Below are 22,347 nucleotides of genomic sequence, written 5' to 3'. Positions count from 1 at the left end.
GTTATCCCGTCGTAATCTTGGCCATGTGCGCGTAAATTGTGTGGGAGCGATCATCTTCGACGCCGGGCGGCTGCTTCTCGTACGGCGCGGCCATGCTCCGTCGGCCGGGCTGTGGTCGCTTCCCGGCGGTCGCGTGGAGCCCGGCGAGAGCGACGAGGCCGCGGTCCGCCGCGAGGTCATGGAGGAGACCGGCCTGCGCGTCGCCGTCGGCCCGCTCGCCGGCGCCGTCGACCGTCCCGGCCCGGCCGGCGTCACGTACGAGATCCGCGACTACTTCGCCACGGTCACCGGCGGCGTGCTCAGCGCGTCGGACGACGCCGTCGACGCCCGCTGGTGCGCCCGCACGGAGCTGACCCGCCTGGCCCTCTCGCCCGGCCTGCTGGAGGCGCTGCGGGAGTGGGACGCGCTCCCGCCCTGATCAGCGGCTGGACGTGAGGGTGGAGGTCCACAGGATGAGGTGGTCGTCGCTGTAGGTGGTGGAGCGGCCCAGCGCCACGACCTCCTCGCCCGCCACCGTCACCGCCGTCAGCCACTGCGCCCCCGGCCCCGCCAGGCTGTCCTCGGTCAGGTCCAGGCGGCTCCAGCCGATCCCGTCCTCGGAGGTCCAGGCGGCGCTGTCGCCGTCGCCGGGCGTGCCGTGCCAGCCGACCGCGACGAGCCCCGGGCCGGCCGCCGCGAGGTCGTACACCGCCGCCGCCCGTTCGGCGGGCAGCCAGGCCGTGCGCCAGGTCGCGCCGTCGTCCTCGGAGACGGCGGAGAAGGCGCGGCGGGCGCCCTCGTCCGTCACGGCGGCGCCGATGGCGACGAGCCGGTCCTGGTAGGCGGCCACCTGGCGCAGCCCGGCCGAGGACGTGCCCGGCGGGGCGACGCGCTTGCGCGCCTTCCAGTTGACGCCGTCGTCGGAGACCCACACGACGCCGCTCTCGCCGGCGCCCACGCCCGCGCCGCCGACCGCGACATAGCCGTCGGAGGTGGCCGCCAGGTCGTGGATCCGCACGTCGGAGCCGCCCTGCGGCAGCTTGTCCGAGCGGGTGAACCGGCGCAGGTCCGGCGTGAACCACAGCGCGGCCGACACCGTGCCCGTCGGCCCCCGGTCCTCCCCCGCGAGCACGTAGCCGTCGGGCCCGGCGGCCAGGACGCGCGCGTCCAGGTACGGGTGGTCGCCCGGCCGGGCCAGATCGCCGTCGGCGGCCACCTTGCGCCAGGCCCGGCCGTCCTCCGAGGCCACCAGCAGCGGCTCGGTGACCTGCACGTCCGTCTGGGTGGCGCCGACCGCCAGCCAGCCCTTGCGGCCGTGGGCCACCTCGCTGAGCCGCTGCTGGCGCGGGCCGCCCAGGCTGATGGACGTCCAGTCCTGCCAGTTGAGGCTGGTCCAGATGCCGGCGTCGCCGGACGCCGAGCCCACCGCGACGTAACGGCCGTCGTGCCTGGCCACCCGGGAGGTCTCGCGGGCGGCCCGCGACAGGCCGTCCACCCCTGCCAGCCGCACCCGGGCGGGCTTGCCGCGCTCGGGCGCCGCCATCAGCACGAGCTGGTTGTCCACGTCGGCCGCCGCCTGGTCGCCGCCCGCGAACAGGGTGCCGTCACCGGAGATCGTGAACCCGCGCAGCGTCGCCCCCGCCAGGTCGCCCAGCTCCGTCCGCTCCTTCCACGACCCGCCGTCGGCGCTGGTCAGCACCGAGTAGCCGCCCAGGTTCGCCTGGCTGACGGCCGCGACGCCCGACGCGTGCGAGATCAGCGACTCCACGCCCGGGCTCTGCCCGCCCAGCTCGTCGATCGTGCCGCACTGCGACCACTCCGCGCCCGTCGGCGAGCAGTAGACGCGCACGTCGCCCGAGGCCGTGCGGTGGCGGACCGGCACCAGCACGAACCGCTTCGGCGCCACCGCCAGCGAGCCCGCCCTCGGCATCGCCTCAGGAAGCTGGAACCCGGTCGCCGCCCAGCTCCGGCCGCCGTCGGCCGAGCGCAGCACCCGCGAGCCGTCGCCCTGCCCCGGCTGGGCCAGCGCCACCGCCGTGTCGCCCTTCGCCACCACCGCGCGCAGCTCGCCCACGTCCAGGCCGCGCGTGTCGACGCGGTCCCAGGAGCGGCCGTCGGCGGAGTGCCAGGCGGCCGCGCCCGCGCCGCCGTTCTGCAGGGTCGAGCGGCCCACGGCCACGAACCCGGACCCGGTCCTGGCGATGTCGTGCACCACGTCGCCGTCGCGGAACGCGGCCAGCCCGGCCGGCTCCACCGCCTCCCAGCTCAGGCCGTCGGCGCTCGTCCACATGGCGCGCCCGGTCAGCTCGTCGCCGCCGCTCGCCAGCCAGCGTCCGCCGCCGCCGACGACCCGCTGCACCGTGGGCGCCGCCGCGCCGGTCACCCGGCCCAGCCGCCACCGCTCGCCGTCGGGCGAGAACAGGAACAGCGGGCGCGGCGTCGGGCTCGTCATGTCACTGCCCACCGCCACGACCGCGCCGCCGACGGAGGCCATGTCGTTGAGCTTCTGGTTGGAGCCCAGGCCGGTGGAGGCGGGCACGGTGAACAGGCTGTCTCCCGGCCTGCCGACGCCCGCCGCCAGCCTCAGGCCGGGGTCGTCGGGGGTGACCCACTGCCACAGCAGCACGCCGCCCGCCACGAGCAGGGCGACGACGAGCGTGACGGCCATCGGCACCGTGCCGCGCCGGCGCCGCCGCATCGGGCTCGCCCGGCGCATCGCCGACGGGGCCGGGGCCCGCTCGTGCCTGCCCCCGTTGCCGGGGCGTTCCGGGCCGGCCGCCACGAGCAGGTCCGGCCGCGTCGGCCGCCCCGCCGGCGGCCTCCCCACCCGCCGCACGGTCTCCTCGCCCACCTCGCCGCCCTCGGCCCGCGCCTCCTCGGGAGCGAGGGGCCGTACGGGGTCCGCTTCTTCCGGGGCGGGAGGCCGTACGGGAGCGTCGGGTGGGGCGGGGGCCGGGGGATGGTGGGTGAGGAGGTACGGGGGGATGCGGACGGGGCGCGGCTCGTCGTCGTCATCGGTCTGCGGGAGAGGCAGGTGGTAGGGGGGTTCCTTGGGCTTGGCGGCCTCCGGCGTGGGGCGGGGCGGTCCGGAGGCGACGAGCTTGTCGGGCCGGTTGACCGTGCGGCGGGGACGGCGGCGCGGCTCGGTCTCGGGGTCGGCCGTCGGGGAGCTGTAGGGGCGCCGGCCCTTGGGCGGGTCCTCGGCGGCCTCGTCGTCGTCCTCGGGGGTGGGGGCGGCGAACGGCGGCATGCCCCAGGGGGATGTCACCGGTAAGCCGCGGGCACGGTCGTCGCTGGGACCCGGCGGGGTGTGCCGGATCCGGGGTTCGCCGGATCCGCTCCCGGAACCCGGGTCGTCGTCGCCCGGCGGTAGCCGAGGCTCGTCACTGGCGCCGGAGGCCACGCGCCGTACCTCCTCCACGTGTCAGGTCTGGCCTGGTCGGCGGGTGGATCGGGCCGCGGGGAGGCGGACCGTTCCAACTGCTTCTACCCCGGGGGGCGCCGATGATCACTTCCGAATGACGCTCGCAACCCACGACATCCAGACCAGCATGCCGGAGCCGGAATGGCGAGACCTCTCTAGCGAGATTCCCGGCACTGCGCGGCGATTTATCCGGAATAGGCGCTGATTGACCGCTTTTTAGCGAGATAGAGCACGCCGATGGCGTACACCGCCAGCTGCACCAGCGACCCCGCGAGCGACTGCCACGGCACCTGGTCCTGCAACAGCGCGTCGTCGAGCTGCCCCGAGGCCGCGCTCAGCCCGAACGCCACCATGTTGTTCACCACGTGCAGCCCGATCGGCGCCTCCAGCCCGCCGGTCCGCACCGCCAGGAACCCCATGACCGCCCCGAACAGGAACACGTCCACCAGCCCCGCCGACGAGTAGCCGTGCATCCCCGCGAACACCGCCGAGCTGATCAGGATGCTCCACACCGGATTGCGCACGTGCGCCCCGAACGCCTGGAGGAACCATCCGCGGAACACGTACTCCTCGGCGGCCGCCTGGAACGGCACCAGCAGCACGATGACGACGAGCGCCGGCAGGAAGTACGCCCACCCGACCCAGCCGAAGAAGTCGTCGACCGGCTCCCCCGTGATCGCGAGGGTGACGAGCTGGGCGGCCTGCCCGAGCACCAGCGCCAGCACGGCCAGCGCGGCGCAGCGCAGCATCCAGCCCCACCGCAGCCGCCCGGCGACGGAGGAGATCGTGCCCGGCCGCCGCCGCTGCACGAGCGCGACCGTGCCGAACACCACCGGCAGCACCACCGCCAGCGACAGCAGGAGCTGGGCCATGCCGAACACCGGGTCGCCGGAGATCTGCTCGGGGTTGGCGGGCGGCGGGATGCCGAGGATCGTGCCGAGCATCATCCCGGCGAGCAGCACGACGAACCCGACCGCGAAGAACCCGGCGGCGACCACGAGCGTGCCGACGACCTGCCGCCAGAGCTGCGCGGCGGGCGTGCGCGCCAGATGGTCGTAGCGGGCGCCGCGCGGTGTCGGCACGTACCAGGACGGCTGCGGCGGCGGGTACGGGTACGTGCCGTAGGAATGCGGTGGCCCAGGATTCTCCTGCATCTACAGAATCTTCCCAGCCTGTACGCAATAGTTCACAGACGGCGCGGCGATTTCGGCGGATGCTCAGGGACGTAGGTCATGTCGACCCTGGGAGCGCATCCATGTCAAGGCTGGGACCAGTCATCACCCTGACGGCGGGCGCCGTGCTCGCCGTGGGGCTGGGTGTCGCCAGCATCACGGCGACACCCGCGGCGGACACCCCCGCCGTCACCGGCGACAACGCCGCCGGCACCACCGGGAACACCACCGGGACCAACGCGCCGGTGGCGGAGAGCACGCCCGAGCCGAGCGCCACCCCCACGTTCGAGGAGTCCGTGCCCGCCGCGCCGAGGAGGGCCGACTACGCGGGCCGCGTCAAGGGCAACGGCGGCCTGATCGCGATCTCCGTCCGCGACGGCAAGGCCATCGGCTACTTCTGCGACGGCAGAACCGAGGTCTGGTTCAAGGGCGACGCGACCGGCGACGAGCTCGTGCTGAAGGGCTCCGGCGGGGCCAAGGTCGAGGCCGAGCTCGGCGACGGCAGGGCCACCGGCCGGGTGTCGATAGGCGGCAAGAGCTGGACCTTCGTGGCCCCGGTGGCGAAGAAGCCGTCCGGCCTGTACCGGGCGAGCGCCATCGTCAGAGGGGCCAGGATCCGCGCCGGCTGGATCGTGCTGCGCGATCCGCAGGGCGGGTTCACCCAGGTCGGGACCGCGTTCGCGGGCGACGAGCAGGTGCCGGTCCCCCGGCTGGACGGCGACGAGCCGACCGGCCCCGTCACCGTCGGCGGGACCACCGTCTACCCGGAGGACGTCGACGGCTTCATCGAGGAGATGCGATGACCGCCATCCAGCACCGCCCGGCCCGTGCCGCCGCGCTGCTCCTGCCGCTGCTCGCCGGCGGCCTGATCATGGTCGCGCTCGGCGTGTACGGCCGCGCGCACACCCCGACGGGCTTCGCCGTGGGCGTCGCGGGCTTCTCGGCCGCGCTGCCGATGAAGGTGTGGCTGACGACGGGCGCCACCGTGCTGGCGCTGGTGCAGGTCGTCTCCGCCCTGTCGCTGTGGGGCCGGCTCGGCGTCGACATCCCGGCGGGCGTGCACCGCTGGTCGGGCAGGCTGGCGTTCCTGCTGACGATCCCGGTCGCGTTCCACTGCCTGTACGCGCTCGGGCTGCAGTACGACGTGGCCAGGGTCGCCGTCCACTCGCTGCTCGGCTGCTTCTTCTACGGCGTGTTCGTGGCCAAGATGCTGTCGCTGCGCAGGGCCGACGCGCCGGGCTGGACGCTGCCGGTGCTGGGCGGGCTGGCGTTCACCGCGCTGGTGGGGCTCTGGCTGACCTCGTCGTTCTGGTTTTTCACGACGATCGGGCTGAAGGTCTAGGGCTCGAACCGGGTCGTCCTGGTCAGCCCGGCGGCCCGGCCCTTGGCGGCCACGACCAGCGCCATCTTGCGCGACGCCTCGTCGATCATCTCGTCGCCGAGCATGACCGCGCCGCGCCGCTCCACGGTGGTGTAGTGCTCGTACGCCTCCAGGATGAGCTCGGCGTGGTCGTAGTCCTCCTGCGACGGCGAGAACACCTCGTTGGCCGCCTCGATCTGCGACGGGTGCAGCACCCACTTGCCGTCGAAGCCGAGCGCCGCGGCCCGCCGGGCGACCCGCCGGTAGCCGTCGACGTCCCTGATCTGCAGGTAGGGCCCGTCGATCACCTGAAGGTCGTGCATCCGGGCGGCCATCAGCAGCCGCATCAGGATGTAGTGGTAGGCGTCGCCCTCCTCGTAGCCGGGCGGCTGCTCGCCCACGACGAGGGTGCGCATGTTGATCGAGGCCATGAAGTCGGCCGGCCCGAACACCAGCGTCTCCAGCCGCTTGGACGAACCGGCGATGGAGTCGGCGTTGACCAGCCCGCGGGCGTTCTCGATCTGCGCCTCGATGCCGATGCGGCCCACCTCGAAGCCCATCGTCTTCTCGATCTGGGTGAGCAGCGTGTCGAGCCAGACGATCTCGGTGGGGTCCTGGACCTTGGGCAGCATCAGGCAGTCGAGCTGGTCGCCGGCGCCTTCGACGATCTCGATGACGTCCCGGTACGTCCACTGCGTCGTCAGGTCGTTGACCCGCACGACCCGGGTCTTGCCGGTCCAGTCGCCCTCGCGCAGCGCGGCCACGATGTTGCGGCGCGCCTCCTCCTTGGCCAGGGGCGCGACGGCGTCCTCCAGGTCGAGGAACACCTCGTCGGCGGGCAGGCCCTGCGCCTTCTCCAGGAACCGGGGATTGCTGCCGGGCACCGCGAGAACCGAGCGACGTGAACGCATGCGCCCACGCTAGTGGCCCGTTCGGCCCTCCCGGAATCGGCCCCCCGGCTAAGGTCTAGCCGTGACCGACATCAACGGGGCCATCATCGAGGGCGCCAAGAAGTCCGGCGTCCTCTGGCTCTCTCTCGACCGTGCCCGGCTGGCCTGGCACACCTGGCACGACGGCGCCATCTACGTGGTGACGGGCGGCGAGGAGCAGTATCTGCCCGGCCTGGAGGGGCTCGGCAGCGTCTGGGTGACGCTGCGCAGCAAGGACAACGGCGCCAGGCTCGCCGAGTTCGAGGCCAGGATCGAGCTGGTCGACCAGGCCGCCGAGCCCGAGGCCGTCGCGGCGCTGGTCAAGGAGCGGCTCAACACGACCGACAGCGAGCATCTGGCCGAGCGGTGGGCGGCCGGCTCCTCGGTGCTGCGGCTGACGCCCAAGCCGGTGTGCACCTGCTGAGGCGTCAGGTGCGCACCGGCTCGGCGAGGCCGGTGGCGGGCGAGGGCTGAGCGCCCGCGGTGGCGGTCTGGGCGAGCAGCGCGCCCGACAGCACGATGAGGCCGCCGATGATCTGGAAGACGCCCAGCGCCTCCCCGAGCAGCACCCAGGCCACGACGGCGCCGCCGATGACCTCCAGCGAGGCGACGGTGGCGCCCACGGCGGCCGACAGGCGGCGCACCGCGTTGACGCCCAGGATGTAGGCCGTCACGGTGGCGACGAGCACCATCCACAGATACGCGCCGAGCACCGGCAGCTCCGACGCCCCGGCGGCCGGGGTGGCGGCGGTGGCGAAGGCGCTCCACGGGATGTCCCAGGGCCGGGCGAAGGGCAGCAGCACGACGGCCGCCCCGGTCATGCCCCAGGCGATCAGGCCGAGCGGGTCCACGTCGTCGCCGAAGCTATCGCTCATCAGGAAATATCCGGCGCAGCACGCCCCCGCGGCCAACCCCAGCAACAGCCCCAGCGCGTCGAGCCGCAGCCCGTCCCAGAACTCGACCACGATGCCCAGCCCCAGCACCGCCGTCACCGCGCCCACGAACGCGGCCCTGGCGAGCCGTACCTTCCGCACGAACCGCACCCAGAGCACGACCATCACCGGCGCCATGAACTCCAGCAGCAGCGCGATGCCGACCGGCAGCCGGGTGATCGCCACGAAGTAGAGCGCCTGCACGCCCGCGACCGCGACGATCGCGTACGCCCCGAAGAACGGCAGGCGCGAGCGCGGGATGCGCAGCGCGGCCGGTTTGACCAGCGCGAGCACGGCGAGCAGGAGCAGCCCGGCGCCGGCCATCCGCGCCCATACGGCCTCGATGGGGGCGAGCCCGGCCGCGATGAGATATTTCGCCATCGGTCCGGAGAACGCGAAGCACACCGAGGACACGAAAGCGATCGCGAGTCCCGCATACCGCATGGGCGCACCACCAGGGAGGAGTAATCACCGTTCGAAACGTTTGATACTGACACGCTCGGGGTCCCCGGCGCAACGCCGGGCCCCTGTTAACGTGGCTGACGTGCAGATCTTCGTGGCACGACTGGCCGGCACCCCGGTCTTCGACCCCGCCGGCGACCAGATCGGCCGCATCCGCGACGTGGTGACCACCCTGCGGGGCAGCCGGCCGCCGAGCGCGCACGGCATGGTCGTGGAGGTCCAGCCGCGCCGCCGCGTCTTCCTGCCCATCACCCGCGTGCGCGGCATCGAGGCAGGCGCGGTGATCTTTACCGGGCGGATCAACATGCGCCGGTTCGAGCAGCGCGTCACGGAGACCCTGGTGATCGGCGAGATGCTGGACCTGACCGTCCGGGTGCGCGACGAGCAGATGACCGTCTACGACGTGGCCATGGCCGAGATCAAGCCGTCCACCTGGGAGGTCACCAAGGTCGCCGTCTACAAGGGCAGGCGCAGGCGCGAGCCGAAGGTCGTCGACTGGGACGAGGTGTCCGGGTTCGACATCCTGCAGAAGGACCAGGGGGCGGCCGGGCTGATCGCCTCGTTCGAGGAGATGCGGGCCGCCGACATGGCCAGCGCGCTGCACGACCTGCCGGGCAAGCGGCGCATCGAGATCGCCCGCGCGCTCGACGACGACCGGCTGGCCGACGTGCTGGAGGAGCTGCCGCCCGGCGACCAGATCGGCATCCTCGGCATGCTGGAGCCCGAGCGGGCCGCCGACGTGCTGGAGGAGATGAACCCGGACGACGCCGCCGACCTGCTCGGCGGCCTGCCCGACCAGCAGGCGGCCGAGCTGCTGGCGCTGATGGAGCCCAAGGAGGCCGCCCCGGTGCGGCGGCTGCTCACCTACCCGCAGGACACCGCGGGCGGCATGATGACCAGCGAGCCGGTGATCCTGCCGCCGAGCGGCACCGTGGCCGAGGCGCTGGCGCACATCCGGCAGCACGACCTGACGCCCGCCGTGGCCGCCCAGGTCTACATCACCCGGCCGCCGAACGAGACGCCGACGGGCCCGTACCTGGGGGTGACGCACTTCCAGCGGCTGCTGCGCGACCCGCCGTCGACGCTGCTCGGCGCCGTCATCGACCCGTCGATCGACCCGATCAGGCCCGAGTTCACGCTGCCGGAGGTGGCCTTCTACCTGGCCAACTACAACCTGGTCGCGGCCCCGGTGGTCGACGAGCTGAACCGGCTCGTCGGCGCCGTCACCGTGGACGACGTGCTGGACCACCTGCTGCCGGAGGACTGGCGCGAGAGGCCGGAGCCGTGACGAGCGAGCGCCTCGACCAGCCCAGGGAGCTGCGCCGCTCGCTGCGCCCGCACTACGACCCCGAGGCGTTCGGGCGGCTGTCGGAGCGGATCGCGCGCTTCCTCGGCACCGCGCGGTTCCTGGTCTACATGACCGTGTTCGTGACGGTGTGGATTCTCTGGAACGTCGCCGCCCCGGACCGCCTGCAGTTCGACCCGTACCCGTTCATCTTCCTGACGCTCATGCTGTCGCTGCAGGCCTCGTACGCGGCGCCGCTGATCCTGCTGGCGCAGAACCGCCAGGACGACCGCGACCGCATCCAGTACGAGCAGGACCGCGAGACCGCCGAGCGCAACCAGGCGGAGATCGAGTATCTGACCCGGGAGATCGCCGGGCTGCGGATGGCGCTGGGCGAGGTGACCACCCGCGACTACCTGCGCTCGGAGCTCCAGCGGCTGGCCGAGGACCTCAGGGAGCGTCCGTGAGCCGGTCGAGCAGGCCGCGCACCTGGGCCAGGTCGCCGGGCGTTAGCCGGTCCAGGAACATCGCCCGCACGCCCCGCCGGTAGGTGGGCGTGGCCTCCGCGAGCCGCTCCACGCCGGCCTGCGTCAGCACCGCGAACAGCCCGCGGGCGTCGTCGGCGCACGCCTCGCGCGTCACCAGCCCGTCACGCTGCAACCGGTCGATCAGCCGGGTCAGCCCGCTGCGCGACAGCAGCACCCGGCCCGCCAGGTCGTTCATCCGCAGCCGCCGCCCCGGCGCCTCGGCCAGGTGCGTCAGCACGTCGAACGAGGCCAGCGGCAGGTCGTGGCCGTCGAGCAGCTCGGCCTCCAGGTGACGGGTGATGCCCAGCTGGGCTCGCTGCAGACCGCGCCAGACCGCCAGCTCCCCGGCGGTGAGCCCCTCGTCGGGCAGAACAGTCACGGAGTAACCTTAGAACGTTGCACAAACACCTAAAACCGCGCTGGATTAACGGGACGGCCCGCCTGGTTCATACCATGGAGGGGCATCCTCACTGGCGTGCAGGCGCCTGTCACACATATACCGGCAAAGGAGGGACGGCACCCTCGTTCGCGGGCGTGCCGAGACTTCGATGGCACCAACCCAGGAACAGGTGACGGCCGCCCTCGCCACCGTCATCGACCCCGAGATCCGCCGCCCGATCACCGACCTCGGCATGGTCAAGGGCATCGACATCGCCGCAGACGGCAAGGTGCGGGTCGGCGTCTACCTCACGGTGGCCGGGTGTCCGATGAAGGACACCATCCGGCGCGACGTCACCACGTCCGTCGCCAAGCTCGCCGGCGTCACCGGCGTCGAGATCGAGCTCGACGTGATGAGCGCCGAGCAGCGCAAGACGTTGCAGACCACGCTGCGCGGCGACCGGGGGCCGGAGAAGGAGATCCCCTTCAACCAGCCCGGCTCGCTGACCCGCGTGTTCGCGGTGGCCAGCGGCAAGGGCGGCGTCGGCAAGTCGTCCGTGACCGTCAACCTGGCCGCCGCCATGGCCTCCAGCGGCCTCAAGGTCGGCATCGTCGACGCCGACATCTACGGCCACAGCATCCCGCGCATGCTGGGCGCCGCCGAGCGGCCCACCAAGGTCGAAGACATGATCATGCCGCCGGTGGCGCACGATATCAAGGTCATCTCGGTCGGCATGTTCAAGCCTGAGGGCAACACACCGGTCGTGTGGCGTGGGCCGATGCTCGACCGGGCGCTGCACCAGTTCCTCGCCGACGTCTACTGGGGCGACCTCGACGTCCTGCTCCTCGACCTGCCGCCCGGCACCGGCGACATCGCCATCTCGGTGGCCCAGCGCCTGCCGGGGGCCGAGATCCTGGTCGTCACCACGCCGCAGATGGCCGCCGCCGAGGTGGCCGAGCGGGCCGGGTCCATCGCGGCCCAGACCCACCAGCAGATCGCCGGCGTCATCGAGAACATGGCCTGGCTGCCCTGCCCCCACTGCGACGAGCGCATCGCGGTCTTCGGCGAGGGCGGCGGCCAGACGGTCGCCGACGCGCTGACCCGCACGCTCGGCGCCCGGGTGCCGCTGCTCGGCCAGGTGCCGATCGACCTGCGGCTGCGCGAGGGCGGCGACGAGGGCAAGCCGCTCGTCCTCACCGACCCCGACTCGCCCGCCGCCGCCGAGCTCCGCTCGATCGCCGCGGGCCTGAGCAAGCGCGGCTCCAGCCTCAAGGGCATGCAGCTCGGCCTTTCACCCAACCGGGGCTGACACGATCACGATCACGGCGGGCCCACCACGCGGGTGGGCCCGTCAGGTCGCCTCGGTGTCGTACGGGGGGATCTCCCCCACGCCCAGCTCCTCCGCCATCGGCGCGGCGTAGGCGGGAGCGGGGTCCAGCGCGGGCTTGGCGTTCCAGTCGTCCTCGAGGTCGTCGAGCAGGTGCTTGCGCACGAAGTTGCGCGGGTTGAGGTCGGCCGGGTCGAAGTCCTTGAACTCCGGCCCCAGCCCGGCCCGCAGGTCGTCACGCGCGTTGTTGGCCATCTGCCGCAGGTTGCGCAGCGTCTTGCCGGCCTGTGCGGCCGCCTGGGGCAGCTTCTCCGGACCGAAGACCAGCAGCGCGATGACGATCAGCGCGCCGATCTCCAACCAGCCAAGTCCGAACACCTGAGCTCCTACCGGTCCATCCGCTCCGAGGACAAAACCCCCGGCCTATCCACAGAGTACGGGCTCCTGCGAAGCGGTCGGCACCCGCGTCAGGACGGGGTGGGCACGGGTTCCTCGTCGGCGCTGACCACGAGGGTCGCGATGTGCTCCTGGTCGTCGCGCTCGTACTTGATCTCGATCTTGGAGCCGGGCGCCTTGCTGCGGATCAGCGCGATGAGCTCGTTGCCGTCCTGCAGGCGCAGGCCGTCGACCTCCAGGATCACGTCGCCCGCCTTGAGGCCGGCCTTCTCGGCGGGGCCGCCGGCGTCGACCGGCGGGCGGCCGCTGCGGTTGCCGGAGGCGATGCGGACGCCTTCGCCCCGCCACTCGGGGTCGAGCACGATGCCGATCTTGGGCCGCTTGGCCTTGCCGGTGGTGACGAGCTCCTGCGCGACGCGGCGGGCCTGGTTGACCGGGATGGCGAAGCCGAGGCCGATGCTGCCGCTCTGGCTGGTGACCGACCGGCTCAGCGTGGCGATCGCCGAGTTGACGCCGACGACCTCGCCCCTGGCGTTGACCAGCGGGCCGCCGGAGTTGCCCGGGTTGATGGCGGCGTCGGTCTGGATGGCGCTGATGTAGGCGGGCTCCTCGCCCGTGGCGCCGCTCTCGTCGCCCGCGATCACGGGCCGGTTGAGCGAGCTGACGATGCCGGTGGTGACCGTGCCGGTCAGGCCCAGCGGTGAGCCGATCGCGATGACCGGGTCGCCCACGACGACCTCCTCGGAGTTGCCGAGCCGGATCTCCGGGGTGCCGAACGTCTCCTCCGGCTTGACCACGGCCAGGTCGGAGCCGGGGTCACGGCCGACGATGCGGGCCGTGGTGGTCTTGCGGTTGTTGAACTGGATCTTGATCTCGCCGCCCTTGGCCGCGAGCGCTACCACGTGGTTGTTGGTCACCACGTAGCCGTCCTTGATCAGGAAGCCGGAGCCCGAGGCGCCCTCGGTGTTGCCGACGTTGCCGACCTCCAGCGACACCACGCTGGGCAGCACCCGCGAGGCCACCCCGGCCACCGACTCGGGCGGCCTGTTGGTGTTGCCGGTGGGCGCGGCGCCGAGGTTGAAGCTCGGGTCGGTGCCGCTGCCCGGCCTGGTCAGCAGGTACGTGCCGACGCTGCCGAGCAGGGAGGCCACGAGCGCGATGACGACGGCGAGCACGACCAGGAACGAGGTGCTGGGCCCGCGCCGGGGCAGCGTCATCGCGCCGCCGAATCCGCCGGGAGGCGGCGCCCATCCGGCGCCCATGCCGAGCGCGCGCTGGGGCGGGGGCGGCGTGCCGTGCCGGCCGAACGCCGGGCCTTCGCCGCCGGGGTTGCCGAAGCCGAACGAGGGATTCTCGCCGCTGGGGCTGGCGAAGCCGTAGGAGGGGCTTTCGCCGCTGGGGCTGCTGAGCCCGTAGGGCGGCCTCTCGGGGCCCGGAGGGGCGTAGGAGGGGCCTTCGCCGCCCGGGTTACCGAAACCGAAGGAGGGGGTCTCGTAGGCGCGTGTGTCGCCCCTGACCCCCTCAGGCGAGCCGAACCCCGGTGAACCGAACTCCGGAGAGCCGAACGTGTGCGGCGGGGAGCCGTAGATCGTGGTGTCGCCGGGCTCGCCCGACGGTGCGCCCCAGCCCGGCTCGGGCCGCCGCTCCGGCTGGTCGCCGGCGGGCAGGAACTCCGGCCGCCCCTGTGGATCAGGGTTGTCCGACGGCGTGCGTCCATCGTCGGGGCGCGTCTCGTCGGTCATCTACTACTCACCACTCCTTGCTCGGACACCGCAATCATGGCGTGATCGGCATACGAGAGTCGTAAAGCAATTGTCAGCAAAATCGCCCGACAAATCCCGATCTCAGATCGTATGCCCACCACGCCATGGACTACGCCATCCCGAGTATCCCAGGAGCGAACCGGTCAAGGCGTGGGCGCGCTCGTCTGCGCGGTCGAGGGCGAGTTCTGCACCCGCTTGACGAGCTCGACCGGAGGCGCGGTGGTCTGGCCGCCGCCCGACACGGCGAAGAACGTGCCGAGCGCCACGGCCGCCGAGACCACGCTGACGGCCACGTACGCGGTGCGCCGCCTAGCGCCTCGGCCCGGCCCCGAAGAAGCGCCACCACTGGCGCCCCTGCGGGGCCTGTTGTCCAAAGGGGCGATGCTGTGCGGGCCCGGGATCGGCACACCTCCGAACGTCCGGGCCGGGAACGGCCGCTCGCGGGGCGGCAACGGGCCGCCCGGCTCGGCCATGCGCAGCAGCGACATGGTGAGGTCGGCCGGCATCGACGGGCCGTCGAGCGAGCGCAGGCGCGACTTCAGCGCCCGCACCGACTCGACCTCCCGCCTGCAGTCAGCGCAGAATGTCAGATGCGCGAGCGCGCGCTCACGATCGGCGTGGCCGAGTTCTCCGTCGACCAGCGCGGATACGCGTTCTCCAAGATGAGCCATATCAGACTTCCTCCCCACGGGTAACGGTCGGGGGGAGTTGGGAATTACGGGGAGCCCGATGGTCGAGCGCCTCCCGCAACTGCGCCCGGCCACGATGAATGCGGCTCCGGACCGTGCCCAGCTTGACGCTGAGCGTGGCCGCGATCTCCTCATACGACAGGCCCTCGATGTCACACAGCACGATCGCGGCCCGGAACTCCGGGGCGAGCGCGTCGAGCGCGGCCTGGATGTCCGGCTCGAGGTGCGCGTCGTCGAACGCCTGCGCCGGCGACGGCTCGCGGCCACGGAGTCGCTCCGCCGCGTCGTCGGCCAGCCCCTCGAACCTGATGCGCTGCTTGCGCCGCGCCATGTCGAGGAACAGGTTGGTCGTGATCCGGTGCAGCCAGCCTTCGAACGTGCCCGGGGTGTAACTCGACAGCGACCTGAAGACGCGGACGAAGACCTCCTGGGTGAGGTCCTCGGCGTCGTGGACGTTGCCGGTCAGGCGGTAAGCCAGGCGATAGACGCGTGCGGAATGCGTCCGCACTACTTCCTCCCATGTGGGGGGAGTCCAGTCGGATTCGGACATGCTCGTCGGAGTCTCGGCCTGGTGGTCACTTTCGTCCACCAGAACTCCTCTCTTTGGGACCACCGCTACCGCCATAGTGCCTGGTTTTGTCCCTTCATGCGCACTGGCTGCCTTCAGGACCGGCAAAGCCCGTTTAAACCTGCAACGCCTCGGGGGCCTCCTGAGTTCCCGTCCCGGCGTGTCTCCCCTAGGCTGCGATCGGTGACCAATCGCACGAAAGTGGGGGGAGGAGGCCGATGACCAGTCCGGTAGAGGCCACTCTGGCCTATGCGGAGCAGTTCCATCAGGAAGATGAGATCTTGCACGCGGCGCGGCAGCGCGGGCTGGAGATGGGCGCCACGCCCATCCTTCCCGGCGGCGGCGCGGCGTTGTGCTTCCTCGCCACGGCGGTCAACGCCAAGTCGGTCGTCGAGGTCGGCACCGGCTGCGGCGTCTCGGGGCTCTGGCTGCTGCGCGGCATGCGCTCCGACGGCACGCTGACCAGCGTCGACGTCGAGCCCGAGCACCAGCGGCTGGCCCGGCAGGCGTTCGCCGAGGCCGGGTTCTCCGGCGGCCGGGTGCGGCTGATCGCCGGCCGCGCGCTCGACGTGCTGCCCCGCCTGTCCGACGGCGGCTACGACCTGGTCTTCGCCGACGCCGCCAAGCAGGAGTACGCCGACTACCTGGCCGAGGCGGTGCGCCTGCTGCGCGTGGGCGGCATCGTCGCCTTCGACAACGTGCTGTGGCACAACCGGGTCGCCGACCCCGCCCAGCGCGACCCCGACACGGTCTCACTGCGCGAGCTGGGCAAGCTGGTGCAGACCGACGACCGGCTGCGCTCGGTGCTCATGCCGCTCGGCGACGGCCTGCTCGCCGCCATCAAGATCGCCGACTAGCCCGTACGCGCTCCGTACGGGCCGTCAGGAGCGGGTCAGCCACTCCAGGAGCACCCGCACGCCGAAGCCTGTGGCGCCCTTGGTCAGCACGCCCTCGTCGACCGTGCTGCGCCCCACGCCCGCGATGTCCAGGTGGGCCCAGGGCCGCTTCCCGGCGAACTCCCGCAGGAACAGCGCCGCCGTGATCGACCCGGCCCCGTAGGTGGAGCCGACCTCGATGTTGGCCAGGTCCGCCACCGACGAGCGCAGCCCGTCGGCGTAGTCGTCGATCAGCGGCATCCGCCACAGCCTGTCGTCGCTCTCCCGCCCGGCCGCCACGAGCTGGCCGGCCAGCTCGTCGTCGGTGGCGTAGAGGCCGCCGACGTTGCGCCCGAGCGCCACGCTCATCGCGCCGGTCAGCGTGGCGATGTCGACGACCACGTCCGGGTCGAGCTCGGCGTCGGCGTAGGCGAGCGCGTCGGCCAGCACCAGCCTGCCCTCGGCGTCGGTGTTGAGCACCTCGACCGTGCGGCCGCCGTACTGCCTGATGACGTCGCTGGGCCGCTGGGCGGTGCCGGACGGCATGTTCTCGGCGGCGGCGATCAGGCCGGTGACGCGCACGGGCGCGCCCAGCCGGGCCAGCGCGCCGAGGACGGCGATCACCACGGCGCCGCCCGCCATGTCCGTCTTCTGCGTCTTCATGTTGTCGGTCGGCTTGAGCGACAGGCCGCCCGAGTCGAACGTGATGCCCTTGCCCACCAGCACGACGTGCCGCGCGGCCGGCTCGGCGGGCGTGTAGGAGAGCTGGATGAGCCGCGGCGGGCTGGCCGAGCCCTGGCCGACCCCCAGGATGCCGCCGAACCCCTCGGCCCGCAGCGCCTCCTCGTCCCACACGCGCACCGGCAGGCCCTGCTCGGCGGCGCGGTCGGCGAGCCAGGCCGGGTTCTTCACCGACGACGGCGTGTTGGCCAGGTCGCGGGCGAGCGCCACGGCCCGCGCCACGCTCTCGCCGCGCCGCACCTGGCCCTCGTCGGCGCCCGCGAACGTCAGCGCCGCCACCGGCTGCCTGCCCGGCGCGCCGATCTTGAAGGAGTAGGCCGCCAGCAGCGCGGCCTCGGCGAACGCCGTCACGTCGCCCTCGGGCGTCAGCACCACGAGCTCGTCCTGGCCGCGCACGCGGCGGGTCAGCGTGGCCGCGGCCTTGCGCAGGGCGCGCGGCGAACCGTCGCCCACGCCGTAGAGGAGCACGCGGCCGACGCCGTCGCCGCGCGCTACGGGAACCTCGACGATCTCGCCGGCCTCGCCCTTGGCCTCGTAGTGGGCGAACAGCCCCGCGACCGGCACGCGCAGGTCGACCACGGCCGGCGGGTCCAGGTCCGCCGAGTACGGGACGGCCAGCAACGCGGCGTCCGCGGGAACCTCGGCGACCACCGACGCAGCGGTCTCAATGGGCACGTTCGCTCTCCTCCAACGTCAGCGACCCTGGCGACGGGCGTACGCCAGGGTCGTGGGTCAAACCTGTCCCGGGATCTCTCAGCCGACGACGTTCTTCAACGCCTCGCCGAGGGCCTTCGCCTCGTCGGCGGAGATCTCCACGACGAGCCGGCCGCCGCCCTCCAGGGGGACCCGCATGACAATGCCGCGCCCTTCCTTGGTGACCTCGAGCGGACCATCGCCGGTCCGCGGCTTCATCGCCGCCATGCGTGCATCCCTTCCTGCCTTGGGCTCCCGCGGCCCGCGATTTCCGACCGCCCGTGGGGGGTGGTCGGCGCATTCACGTCTTCTGTGATGTCCTATTCTCCCGCATCGAGAGCCCTCATGGGTAACGATCTCCTCCCAGAATGCGTTGTCCAGGGGGGCGAAGGCGGCCAAACTGGACTTCGTGCATGCACGCGCCGCCCTGTTCGACCTGTATGGAGACCACCTGCGCTCACGCGGTGGGCAGGCGTCCGTGGCCGCTCTCGTCCGCCTCATGCGACCGCTGGAAATCGCCGCTCCCGCCGTGCGTACCGCCGTTTCGCGCATGGTCAGGCAGGGCTGGCTGCGGCCCGTCAAACTGCCCCGGGGACCCGGGTACGGGCTCACTCCGAAGTGCGTCAGACGGCTGGACGAGGCGGCGCTGAGAATTTACCGAGCCGGGACGGTGACCTGGCACGGCCGCTGGCACGTGATCGTTTTCGGCTCCGTGAGAGACCGGGCGCGCCGCGAGCGGATCAGGGCCGAGCTGACGTTCCTCGGCTACGCCGCGCTGTCCGAGACGACCTGGATCGGCCCGCACTCCTCCGCCGAACTGGACAACCTGCTGGACGCCGAGGGCGTGCGCGCCGACCGGTTCGACGCCGCGCTCGAAGGCGACCCGTGCGAGCTGGTCTCCCGCGCCTGGGATCTGACCGCCATCGGCGAGGCGTACGAGCAATGGCACGCCGAGGCTGTCACGCTGATCAGCGCCCTGCCCGACGGGGCCCCGCCCGACCGGGTGTTCGCCACCAGGAGCAGGCTCGTGCACGGATGGCGCAACTTCCTGTTCCGCGACCCCGGCCTGCCGCCCGAACTGCTGCCGGCCGGCTGGCCGGGCGAGAAGGCCCGCGCCTACTTCGAGCAGGAGGCCGCCCGGCTGCTGCCCACGGCCGCCGCGTTCGTCGACAGGGAGATGCATTGACCGCCGCTGAGGGAGACGCCTTGATCCGCTATGACGTGCGCGACGCCGTCGCCGCCATCACGCTCGACCGCCCCGACGCCATGAACTCGCTGACCGCCGGCCTCAAGGAAGCGCTCCTCGACGCGCTCCGGAAGGCCGCCGCCGACCCCGGCGTCCGCGCCGTCCTGCTCACCGGCTCAGGCCGCGCCTTCTGCGCCGGCCAGGACCTGCGCGAGCACGCCGCCAACCTCGACGCCGGCCGCGGCCTCGCCGACACCGTGCGCCGGCACTACAACCCGATCGTCGAGCTCATCACCACCATGCCCAAGCCCGTCGTGGCCGCCGTCAACGGCGTCGCCGCCGGGGCGGGAGCCTCCCTCGCCTTCGCCTGCGACCTGCGCGTCGCCTCCGACAAGGCCAAGTTCGCGCTCGCCTTCGCCGGCATCGCGCTCGCGCCCGACTCCGGCGCCTCCTGGACGCTGCAACGCCTGGTCGGCCTCGGCCGCGCCACCGAGATCATGCTGCTCGGCGAGCCCATCGACGCCGCCCGCGCCCTGGAGCTCGGCCTGGTCAACCGCGTCGTCCCCGCCGACGCGCTTGCCGAGGCCGCCGCCGACCTGGCCGCCCGCCTCGCGCAAGGACCCACCCAGGCGTACGCCGCCACCAAGCGCGCACTCGCCCACGCCGCGACGCACTCACTGCCCGAATCGCTCGCCCTGGAAGCCGACCTCCAGGACGAATGCGTCGCCACCGACGACCACCTGGCCGCCACCAAGGCGTTCCTCAACAAGGAACGCCCCGTCTTTCACCGGCCCGCCTGACTCCTCGCCACACAGCCCTCGATGTGATCGTTGACCAGGCCGATCGCCTGCATCAACGCATAGGCGGTGGTCGGCCCGACGAACCTGAAGCCGCGCCCCTTCAGCTCCTTGGCCAGCGCCTTGGACGCCGGGGTGACGGCGGGCACGTCGGCCATCGACGCGGGCACCGGCGAGTCGGGATCGGCATACTTCCAGACCAGCTCGGAAATGCCGTCCGGCAGCTCCAGCGCCGCCCGCGCGTTGCCGATCGCCGCCTCCACCTTGGCCCGGTTGCGCACGATCCCCGGATCGCCCAGCAGCCGCTCCACGTCCTTGTCCGTGTAGCCCGCCACCTTCGGGATCGAGAACCCGTCGAAGGCCCGGCGGAAGTTCTCCCGCTTGCGCAGGATCGTCAGCCACGACAGGCCCGACTGGAACGCCTCCAGCGTCACGCGCTCGAACACCCCGTCGTCGCCGCGCACCGGGCGGCCCCACTCCTCGTCGTGGTAGGCGATATAGACCGGGTCCGTCATCCCCGTCCACGAGCAGCGGATCACCTCGCTCACGCCCGCTCGTCCCCGTCCCGCGCCACCCGCACCGTCTCCCCCTCACCGTTCTGCGCCGGACCGCCTCCGGCCCGCTCCGCGCCGTCCACCCCGTCAACGTACGTGACCTCGCCGGACGCGGTGGCCCCCTCACCAGGGACGGCGACCTCGTCGGCGGCCTCGTCGGAGGCGGCGGGCTCCACGGAGGCGCTCGCGGCTTCGCCGGACGCCGACGGCTCGGCGGGCGCGGGCGGCTCGGCGTCGTGCGCGACGTCCTCCCCTGTGGAAGCGGTCTCTTCCGGGACAGCCGCCTCACCGGGAACGGGGGGCTCCGCCGGGGAGGCGCTCACGGCCTCCCCTGCGGCGGCGCCCTCACCGGGGGCGGGCTCCTCGGAGGCCGTCACGGTGGCGGGCGATGGTGTGGGGTCCGGGTCGGGGAGGGTGTGGGGGGCGGCCGGGGGCTCGTGGTCGGTGCGGAGACCGGCGCCGGGGGCCGCGTAGACCTCCTGGCGCGCGTGCAACCGGCTCGACAGCAGCTCCGACACCCGCTGCTCCAGCACGGCGATCCGCGTGTCGCGGGCGCTGATCGCGTTGGCGGCCCGGCGCAGGGTCTCGTCGACGGACTGCGTGTGGTAGCCGACGAGGTTGACGGGCAGCCGCAGCGCCATGAAGTCGACGGCGGTGAGCTTGCCGGCTTCGGGAAGGTTGAGCGGCGGCACGTCCGGCGGGAACTCGGTCAGCTCACCGCCCCTGCCGAGGGAGACCAGCACCACGCAGGCCAGGATGGCGAGCGCGGCAATGGCGAGTATGACCAGCACATTGGCATCGTACTCATACCACGGAGGCATGAGTCCCGCACTTGCCGCATCCCGCTCAGCCGACGGCCTCTCCGAGCTCGGCGACGCTCGGCCTGACGGGGGTGGCACGGCCTTCGAGCTGGTCGAACGCCTCTTCCAGGGTGGTGGTCCAGGCGATGGCGTCGAAAACCCCGGCGCGGGTGAACCCGGCGTCGTGCATGCCGACGATCAGCTCCTTGAGCGGCCCGTAGAGGCCCCACGGGTCGAGGATGACCAGCGGCCGGTCGTGGATGCCGAGCACCCGCGCGGTCCAGATCTCGAACAGCTCCTCCAGCGTGCCGATGCCGCCGGGGAGGACGAGGAAGGCGTCGGACCTGGCGTCCATGACGCCTTTGCGCTCGCGCATGTCGGCGGTGATGATCAGCTCGTCGGAGTCGCGGTCGGCGACCTCGATGTCGACGAGCACCTGGGGGATGACGCCGACGGTGTGGCCGCCGGCGGCGCGGGCGGCGGTGGTGACGGCGCCCATGCAGGACACGGTGGCGCCTCCGCTCACCAGCGTGTGGCCGCGCTTGGCGAGCTCGGTGCCCACGTCGGAGGCGAGGCGGAGGTACTTGCCGTCGATGTTCTGGCTGGAGGAGCAGTAGACGCAGATGTTCACGAGGAGCCAGCCTATTGCGGCTCGGCGACCTGCGACTGGGTGGCCCGGATCTCCTCCTCGCGTTGCTGGGAGCGGGCCCGGTCGGCTTCGACGATGATGCTGACGGCCTCGTCCACGTCGTCGGTGACGGTGATCAGGTCGAGGTCCTGCGGCGCGATCTTGCCGGTGCCGAGCAGCGTGCCCTTGATCCATTCGATCAGGCCGCCCCAGTATTCGCTGCCCATGAGCACGACGGGGAAGGAGGTGACCTTGTGCGTCTGGACCAGCGTCAGCGCCTCGAACAGCTCGTCGAGCGTGCCGAAGCCGCCGGGCAGGGCGATGAAGCCGCAGGAGTACTTGACGAACATGGTCTTGCGCACGAAGAAGTAGCGGAACTCGATGCCGAGGTCCACGTAGTCGTTCATGCGCTGTTCGAAGGGCAGCTCGATGCCGAGCCCGACCGACACGCCGCCGTCGACCTCGGAGGCGCCGCGGTTGGCCGCCTCCATGACGCCGGGCCCGCCGCCGGTGATGACGGCGTAGCCGGCCTTGGCCAGCGCGCTGCCGAGGGCGCGGCCGGCCGCGTACTCGGGCGAGTCGCCGGGGGTCCTGGCGGAGCCGAACACGGTGACGGCCCTGGGCAGCTCGGCGAGCTGGCCGAAGCCCTCGACGAACTCCGACTGGATGCGCAGCACCCGCCACGGGTCCATGTGCACCCAGTCGGCCGGGCCCTGTCGGGCGAGCAGCCGCTGGTCGTGGGTGGAGGAGGGGACCATGTCGCCGCGTACGACCGCCTGCCCCTGACGCCTTTCCCGGCGGGTTGATTTCATGAGTTCACGCTAGCCCTTCGTGTGGTGCGGATCGTGCCCGAACTCCACGTCTACCCGGCTCGGAAGAAT

At 72.4% G+C, this 22,347-nt stretch carries 25 protein-coding genes; 10 read left to right on the top strand and 15 right to left on the bottom strand.

Annotation, left to right across the window (positions count from 1 at the left end; translation table 11 throughout):
- Window positions 1–40: 40 nt before the first annotated feature.
- Entirely contained in the window at window positions 41–418 is a 378-nt protein-coding gene (locus ACBI99_RS29160) for an NUDIX domain-containing protein (protein ID WP_308125734.1), read from the top strand.
- On the opposite strand, the gene ACBI99_RS29155 is transcribed toward ACBI99_RS29160, so the two are convergent.
- Entirely contained in the window at window positions 419–3,247 is a 2,829-nt protein-coding gene (locus ACBI99_RS29155) for a hypothetical protein (RefSeq protein WP_375073964.1), read from the bottom strand.
- A 341-nt stretch (window positions 3,248–3,588) separates the two neighbouring features.
- A complete protein-coding gene (locus tag ACBI99_RS29150) occupies window positions 3,589–4,557 on the bottom strand; it encodes a CPBP family intramembrane glutamic endopeptidase (protein ID WP_219504792.1) in 969 nt (322 codons plus the stop codon).
- A gap of 101 nt (window positions 4,558–4,658) precedes the next feature.
- Here ACBI99_RS29150 and ACBI99_RS29145 point away from each other — a divergent pair, with 101 nt between their 5' ends.
- Both ACBI99_RS29145 and ACBI99_RS29140 read left to right on the top strand, forming a co-directional pair.
- Window positions 4,659–5,378 carry a hypothetical protein gene (locus ACBI99_RS29145; protein WP_375073963.1) on the top strand — a complete coding sequence of 240 codons (720 nt, stop codon included), beginning with the start codon at window positions 4,659–4,661 and terminating at the stop codon, window positions 5,376–5,378.
- Complete coding sequence (locus tag ACBI99_RS29140; RefSeq protein ID WP_219504790.1) at window positions 5,375–5,917, top strand: DUF6529 family protein; 543 nt, start codon at window positions 5,375–5,377, stop codon at window positions 5,915–5,917. The genes ACBI99_RS29145 and ACBI99_RS29140 overlap by 4 nt, the downstream gene beginning before the upstream one ends.
- Here ACBI99_RS29140 and ACBI99_RS29135 read toward each other — a convergent pair.
- On the bottom strand, window positions 5,914–6,846 hold the full coding sequence (locus tag ACBI99_RS29135) for an HpcH/HpaI aldolase/citrate lyase family protein (RefSeq protein ID WP_375073962.1): 933 nt from the start codon (window positions 6,844–6,846) through the stop codon (window positions 5,914–5,916). The genes ACBI99_RS29140 and ACBI99_RS29135 overlap by 4 nt on opposite strands.
- Before the next feature lie 61 nt (window positions 6,847–6,907).
- Here ACBI99_RS29135 and ACBI99_RS29130 point away from each other — a divergent pair, with 61 nt between their 5' ends.
- Window positions 6,908–7,288, top strand: a complete 381-nt coding sequence (locus tag ACBI99_RS29130) for a hypothetical protein (protein WP_246644768.1) — start codon at window positions 6,908–6,910, stop codon at window positions 7,286–7,288.
- Between the two features lie 4 nt (window positions 7,289–7,292).
- Here ACBI99_RS29130 and ACBI99_RS29125 read toward each other — a convergent pair whose 3' ends face one another.
- Window positions 7,293–8,240 carry a DMT family transporter gene (locus ACBI99_RS29125; RefSeq protein WP_219504788.1) on the bottom strand — a complete coding sequence of 316 codons (948 nt, stop codon included), beginning with the start codon at window positions 8,238–8,240 and terminating at the stop codon, window positions 7,293–7,295.
- A 100-nt stretch (window positions 8,241–8,340) separates the two neighbouring features.
- Between ACBI99_RS29125 and ACBI99_RS29120 the strand changes: the two genes are divergently transcribed.
- The gene (locus ACBI99_RS29120) at window positions 8,341–9,546 is read left to right on the top strand and encodes a magnesium transporter MgtE N-terminal domain-containing protein (RefSeq protein ID WP_375073961.1); all 1,206 of its coding nucleotides are present in this window, start codon (window positions 8,341–8,343) and stop codon (window positions 9,544–9,546) included.
- Window positions 9,543–10,010 carry a DUF1003 domain-containing protein gene (locus ACBI99_RS29115; RefSeq protein ID WP_357589954.1) on the top strand — a complete coding sequence of 156 codons (468 nt, stop codon included), beginning with the start codon at window positions 9,543–9,545 and terminating at the stop codon, window positions 10,008–10,010. The genes ACBI99_RS29120 and ACBI99_RS29115 overlap by 4 nt, the downstream gene beginning before the upstream one ends.
- Here the strand turns inward: ACBI99_RS29115 and ACBI99_RS29110 are convergent.
- Window positions 9,994–10,449 carry a MarR family winged helix-turn-helix transcriptional regulator gene (locus ACBI99_RS29110; protein WP_219504785.1) on the bottom strand — a complete coding sequence of 152 codons (456 nt, stop codon included), beginning with the start codon at window positions 10,447–10,449 and terminating at the stop codon, window positions 9,994–9,996. The genes ACBI99_RS29115 and ACBI99_RS29110 overlap by 17 nt on opposite strands.
- 169 nt (window positions 10,450–10,618) lie before the next feature.
- On the opposite strand from ACBI99_RS29110, the gene ACBI99_RS29105 reads away from it, so the two are divergent.
- On the top strand, window positions 10,619–11,758 hold the full coding sequence (locus tag ACBI99_RS29105; RefSeq protein ID WP_375073960.1) for an Mrp/NBP35 family ATP-binding protein: 1,140 nt from the start codon (window positions 10,619–10,621) through the stop codon (window positions 11,756–11,758).
- A 42-nt stretch (window positions 11,759–11,800) separates the two neighbouring features.
- Here the strand turns inward: ACBI99_RS29105 and ACBI99_RS29100 are convergent, their stop codons facing one another.
- The 4 genes from ACBI99_RS29100 to sigE form a co-directional block, all read right to left on the bottom strand.
- Complete coding sequence (locus ACBI99_RS29100; protein WP_219504782.1) at window positions 11,801–12,154, bottom strand: sec-independent translocase; 354 nt, start codon at window positions 12,152–12,154, stop codon at window positions 11,801–11,803.
- Window positions 12,155–12,243: 89 nt separating this feature from the next.
- Entirely contained in the window at window positions 12,244–13,914 is a 1,671-nt protein-coding gene (locus ACBI99_RS29095) for a trypsin-like peptidase domain-containing protein (RefSeq protein ID WP_375073959.1), read from the bottom strand.
- Between the two features lie 164 nt (window positions 13,915–14,078).
- Entirely contained in the window at window positions 14,079–14,606 is a 528-nt protein-coding gene (locus ACBI99_RS29090) for an anti-sigma factor (protein ID WP_219504780.1), read from the bottom strand.
- A gap of 1 nt (window position 14,607) precedes the next feature.
- Window positions 14,608–15,249 carry an RNA polymerase sigma factor SigE gene (gene sigE / locus ACBI99_RS29085; RefSeq protein WP_219504778.1) on the bottom strand — a complete coding sequence of 214 codons (642 nt, stop codon included), beginning with the start codon at window positions 15,247–15,249 and terminating at the stop codon, window positions 14,608–14,610.
- A gap of 161 nt (window positions 15,250–15,410) precedes the next feature.
- Between sigE and ACBI99_RS29080 the strand changes: the two genes are divergently transcribed.
- Entirely contained in the window at window positions 15,411–16,049 is a 639-nt protein-coding gene (locus ACBI99_RS29080; protein ID WP_219504775.1) for an O-methyltransferase, read from the top strand.
- A gap of 24 nt (window positions 16,050–16,073) precedes the next feature.
- Here the strand turns inward: ACBI99_RS29080 and ACBI99_RS29075 are convergent, their stop codons facing one another.
- Together ACBI99_RS29075 and ACBI99_RS29070 are read right to left on the bottom strand one after the other, a co-directional pair.
- Entirely contained in the window at window positions 16,074–17,483 is a 1,410-nt protein-coding gene (locus tag ACBI99_RS29075) for a leucyl aminopeptidase (RefSeq protein WP_219504773.1), read from the bottom strand.
- 78 nt (window positions 17,484–17,561) lie between these two features.
- Window positions 17,562–17,729, bottom strand: a complete 168-nt coding sequence (locus ACBI99_RS29070; protein WP_020545024.1) for a DUF3117 domain-containing protein — start codon at window positions 17,727–17,729, stop codon at window positions 17,562–17,564.
- A 181-nt stretch (window positions 17,730–17,910) separates the two neighbouring features.
- On the opposite strand from ACBI99_RS29070, the gene ACBI99_RS29065 reads away from it, so the two are divergent.
- Both ACBI99_RS29065 and ACBI99_RS29060 read left to right on the top strand, forming a co-directional pair.
- Window positions 17,911–18,687 carry a PaaX family transcriptional regulator C-terminal domain-containing protein gene (locus ACBI99_RS29065; RefSeq protein WP_308125732.1) on the top strand — a complete coding sequence of 259 codons (777 nt, stop codon included), beginning with the start codon at window positions 17,911–17,913 and terminating at the stop codon, window positions 18,685–18,687.
- Between the two features lie 20 nt (window positions 18,688–18,707).
- Window positions 18,708–19,487 (top strand): enoyl-CoA hydratase-related protein, encoded by a 780-nt coding sequence (locus ACBI99_RS29060; protein WP_219504769.1) that lies wholly within the window; start codon window positions 18,708–18,710, stop codon window positions 19,485–19,487.
- Here ACBI99_RS29060 and ACBI99_RS29055 read toward each other — a convergent pair.
- From ACBI99_RS29055 to ACBI99_RS29040, 4 genes are read right to left on the bottom strand one after another with little or no spacing between them, the layout of a single operon-like run.
- Window positions 19,472–20,032 (bottom strand): DNA-3-methyladenine glycosylase I, encoded by a 561-nt coding sequence (locus ACBI99_RS29055; protein ID WP_219504767.1) that lies wholly within the window; start codon window positions 20,030–20,032, stop codon window positions 19,472–19,474. The two genes, ACBI99_RS29060 and ACBI99_RS29055, sit on opposite strands and share 16 nt — an antisense overlap.
- Complete coding sequence (locus ACBI99_RS29050) at window positions 20,029–20,829, bottom strand: hypothetical protein (RefSeq protein WP_375073958.1); 801 nt, start codon at window positions 20,827–20,829, stop codon at window positions 20,029–20,031. The genes ACBI99_RS29055 and ACBI99_RS29050 overlap by 4 nt, the downstream gene beginning before the upstream one ends.
- Window positions 20,830–20,884: 55 nt before the next feature.
- Window positions 20,885–21,469, bottom strand: coding sequence for a TIGR00730 family Rossman fold protein (locus tag ACBI99_RS29045; protein ID WP_219504763.1), 585 nt, complete (start codon window positions 21,467–21,469; stop codon window positions 20,885–20,887).
- A gap of 11 nt (window positions 21,470–21,480) precedes the next feature.
- On the bottom strand, window positions 21,481–22,278 hold the full coding sequence (locus tag ACBI99_RS29040; protein ID WP_219504761.1) for a TIGR00730 family Rossman fold protein: 798 nt from the start codon (window positions 22,276–22,278) through the stop codon (window positions 21,481–21,483).
- Window positions 22,279–22,347: the final 69 nt, after the last annotated feature.

It is taken from the genome of Nonomuraea sp. ATR24 (genome assembly GCF_041950485.1).
Classification (GTDB): Bacteria; Actinomycetota; Actinomycetes; order Streptosporangiales; family Streptosporangiaceae; genus Nonomuraea; species Nonomuraea ceibae.
The sequence above is the reverse complement of the archived record's forward strand: the minus strand, read 5'-3'. Positions and strand labels throughout refer to the sequence as shown.

Excerpts from the sequence above, each read along its gene's own strand:
- ACBI99_RS29150 (WP_219504792.1), bottom strand. The coding sequence starts at position 4,557 with ATGCAGGAGAATCCTGGGCCACCGCATTCCTACGGCACGTACCCGTAC.
- ACBI99_RS29145 (WP_375073963.1), top strand. The coding sequence starts at position 4,659 with ATGTCAAGGCTGGGACCAGTCATCACCCTGACGGCGGGCGCCGTGCTC.
- ACBI99_RS29140 (WP_219504790.1), top strand. The coding sequence starts at position 5,375 with ATGACCGCCATCCAGCACCGCCCGGCCCGTGCCGCCGCGCTGCTCCTG.
- ACBI99_RS29135 (WP_375073962.1), bottom strand. The coding sequence starts at position 6,846 with ATGCGTTCACGTCGCTCGGTTCTCGCGGTGCCCGGCAGCAATCCCCGG.
- ACBI99_RS29125 (WP_219504788.1), bottom strand. The coding sequence starts at position 8,240 with ATGCGGTATGCGGGACTCGCGATCGCTTTCGTGTCCTCGGTGTGCTTC.
- ACBI99_RS29105 (WP_375073960.1), top strand. The coding sequence starts at position 10,619 with ATGGCACCAACCCAGGAACAGGTGACGGCCGCCCTCGCCACCGTCATC.
- ACBI99_RS29095 (WP_375073959.1), bottom strand. The coding sequence starts at position 13,914 with ATGACCGACGAGACGCGCCCCGACGATGGACGCACGCCGTCGGACAAC.
- ACBI99_RS29090 (WP_219504780.1), bottom strand. The coding sequence starts at position 14,606 with ATGGCTCATCTTGGAGAACGCGTATCCGCGCTGGTCGACGGAGAACTC.
- sigE (WP_219504778.1), bottom strand. The coding sequence starts at position 15,249 with ATGGCGGTAGCGGTGGTCCCAAAGAGAGGAGTTCTGGTGGACGAAAGT.
- ACBI99_RS29080 (WP_219504775.1), top strand. The coding sequence starts at position 15,411 with ATGACCAGTCCGGTAGAGGCCACTCTGGCCTATGCGGAGCAGTTCCAT.
- ACBI99_RS29070 (WP_020545024.1), bottom strand. The coding sequence starts at position 17,729 with ATGGCGGCGATGAAGCCGCGGACCGGCGATGGTCCGCTCGAGGTCACC.
- ACBI99_RS29040 (WP_219504761.1), bottom strand. The coding sequence starts at position 22,278 with ATGAAATCAACCCGCCGGGAAAGGCGTCAGGGGCAGGCGGTCGTACGC.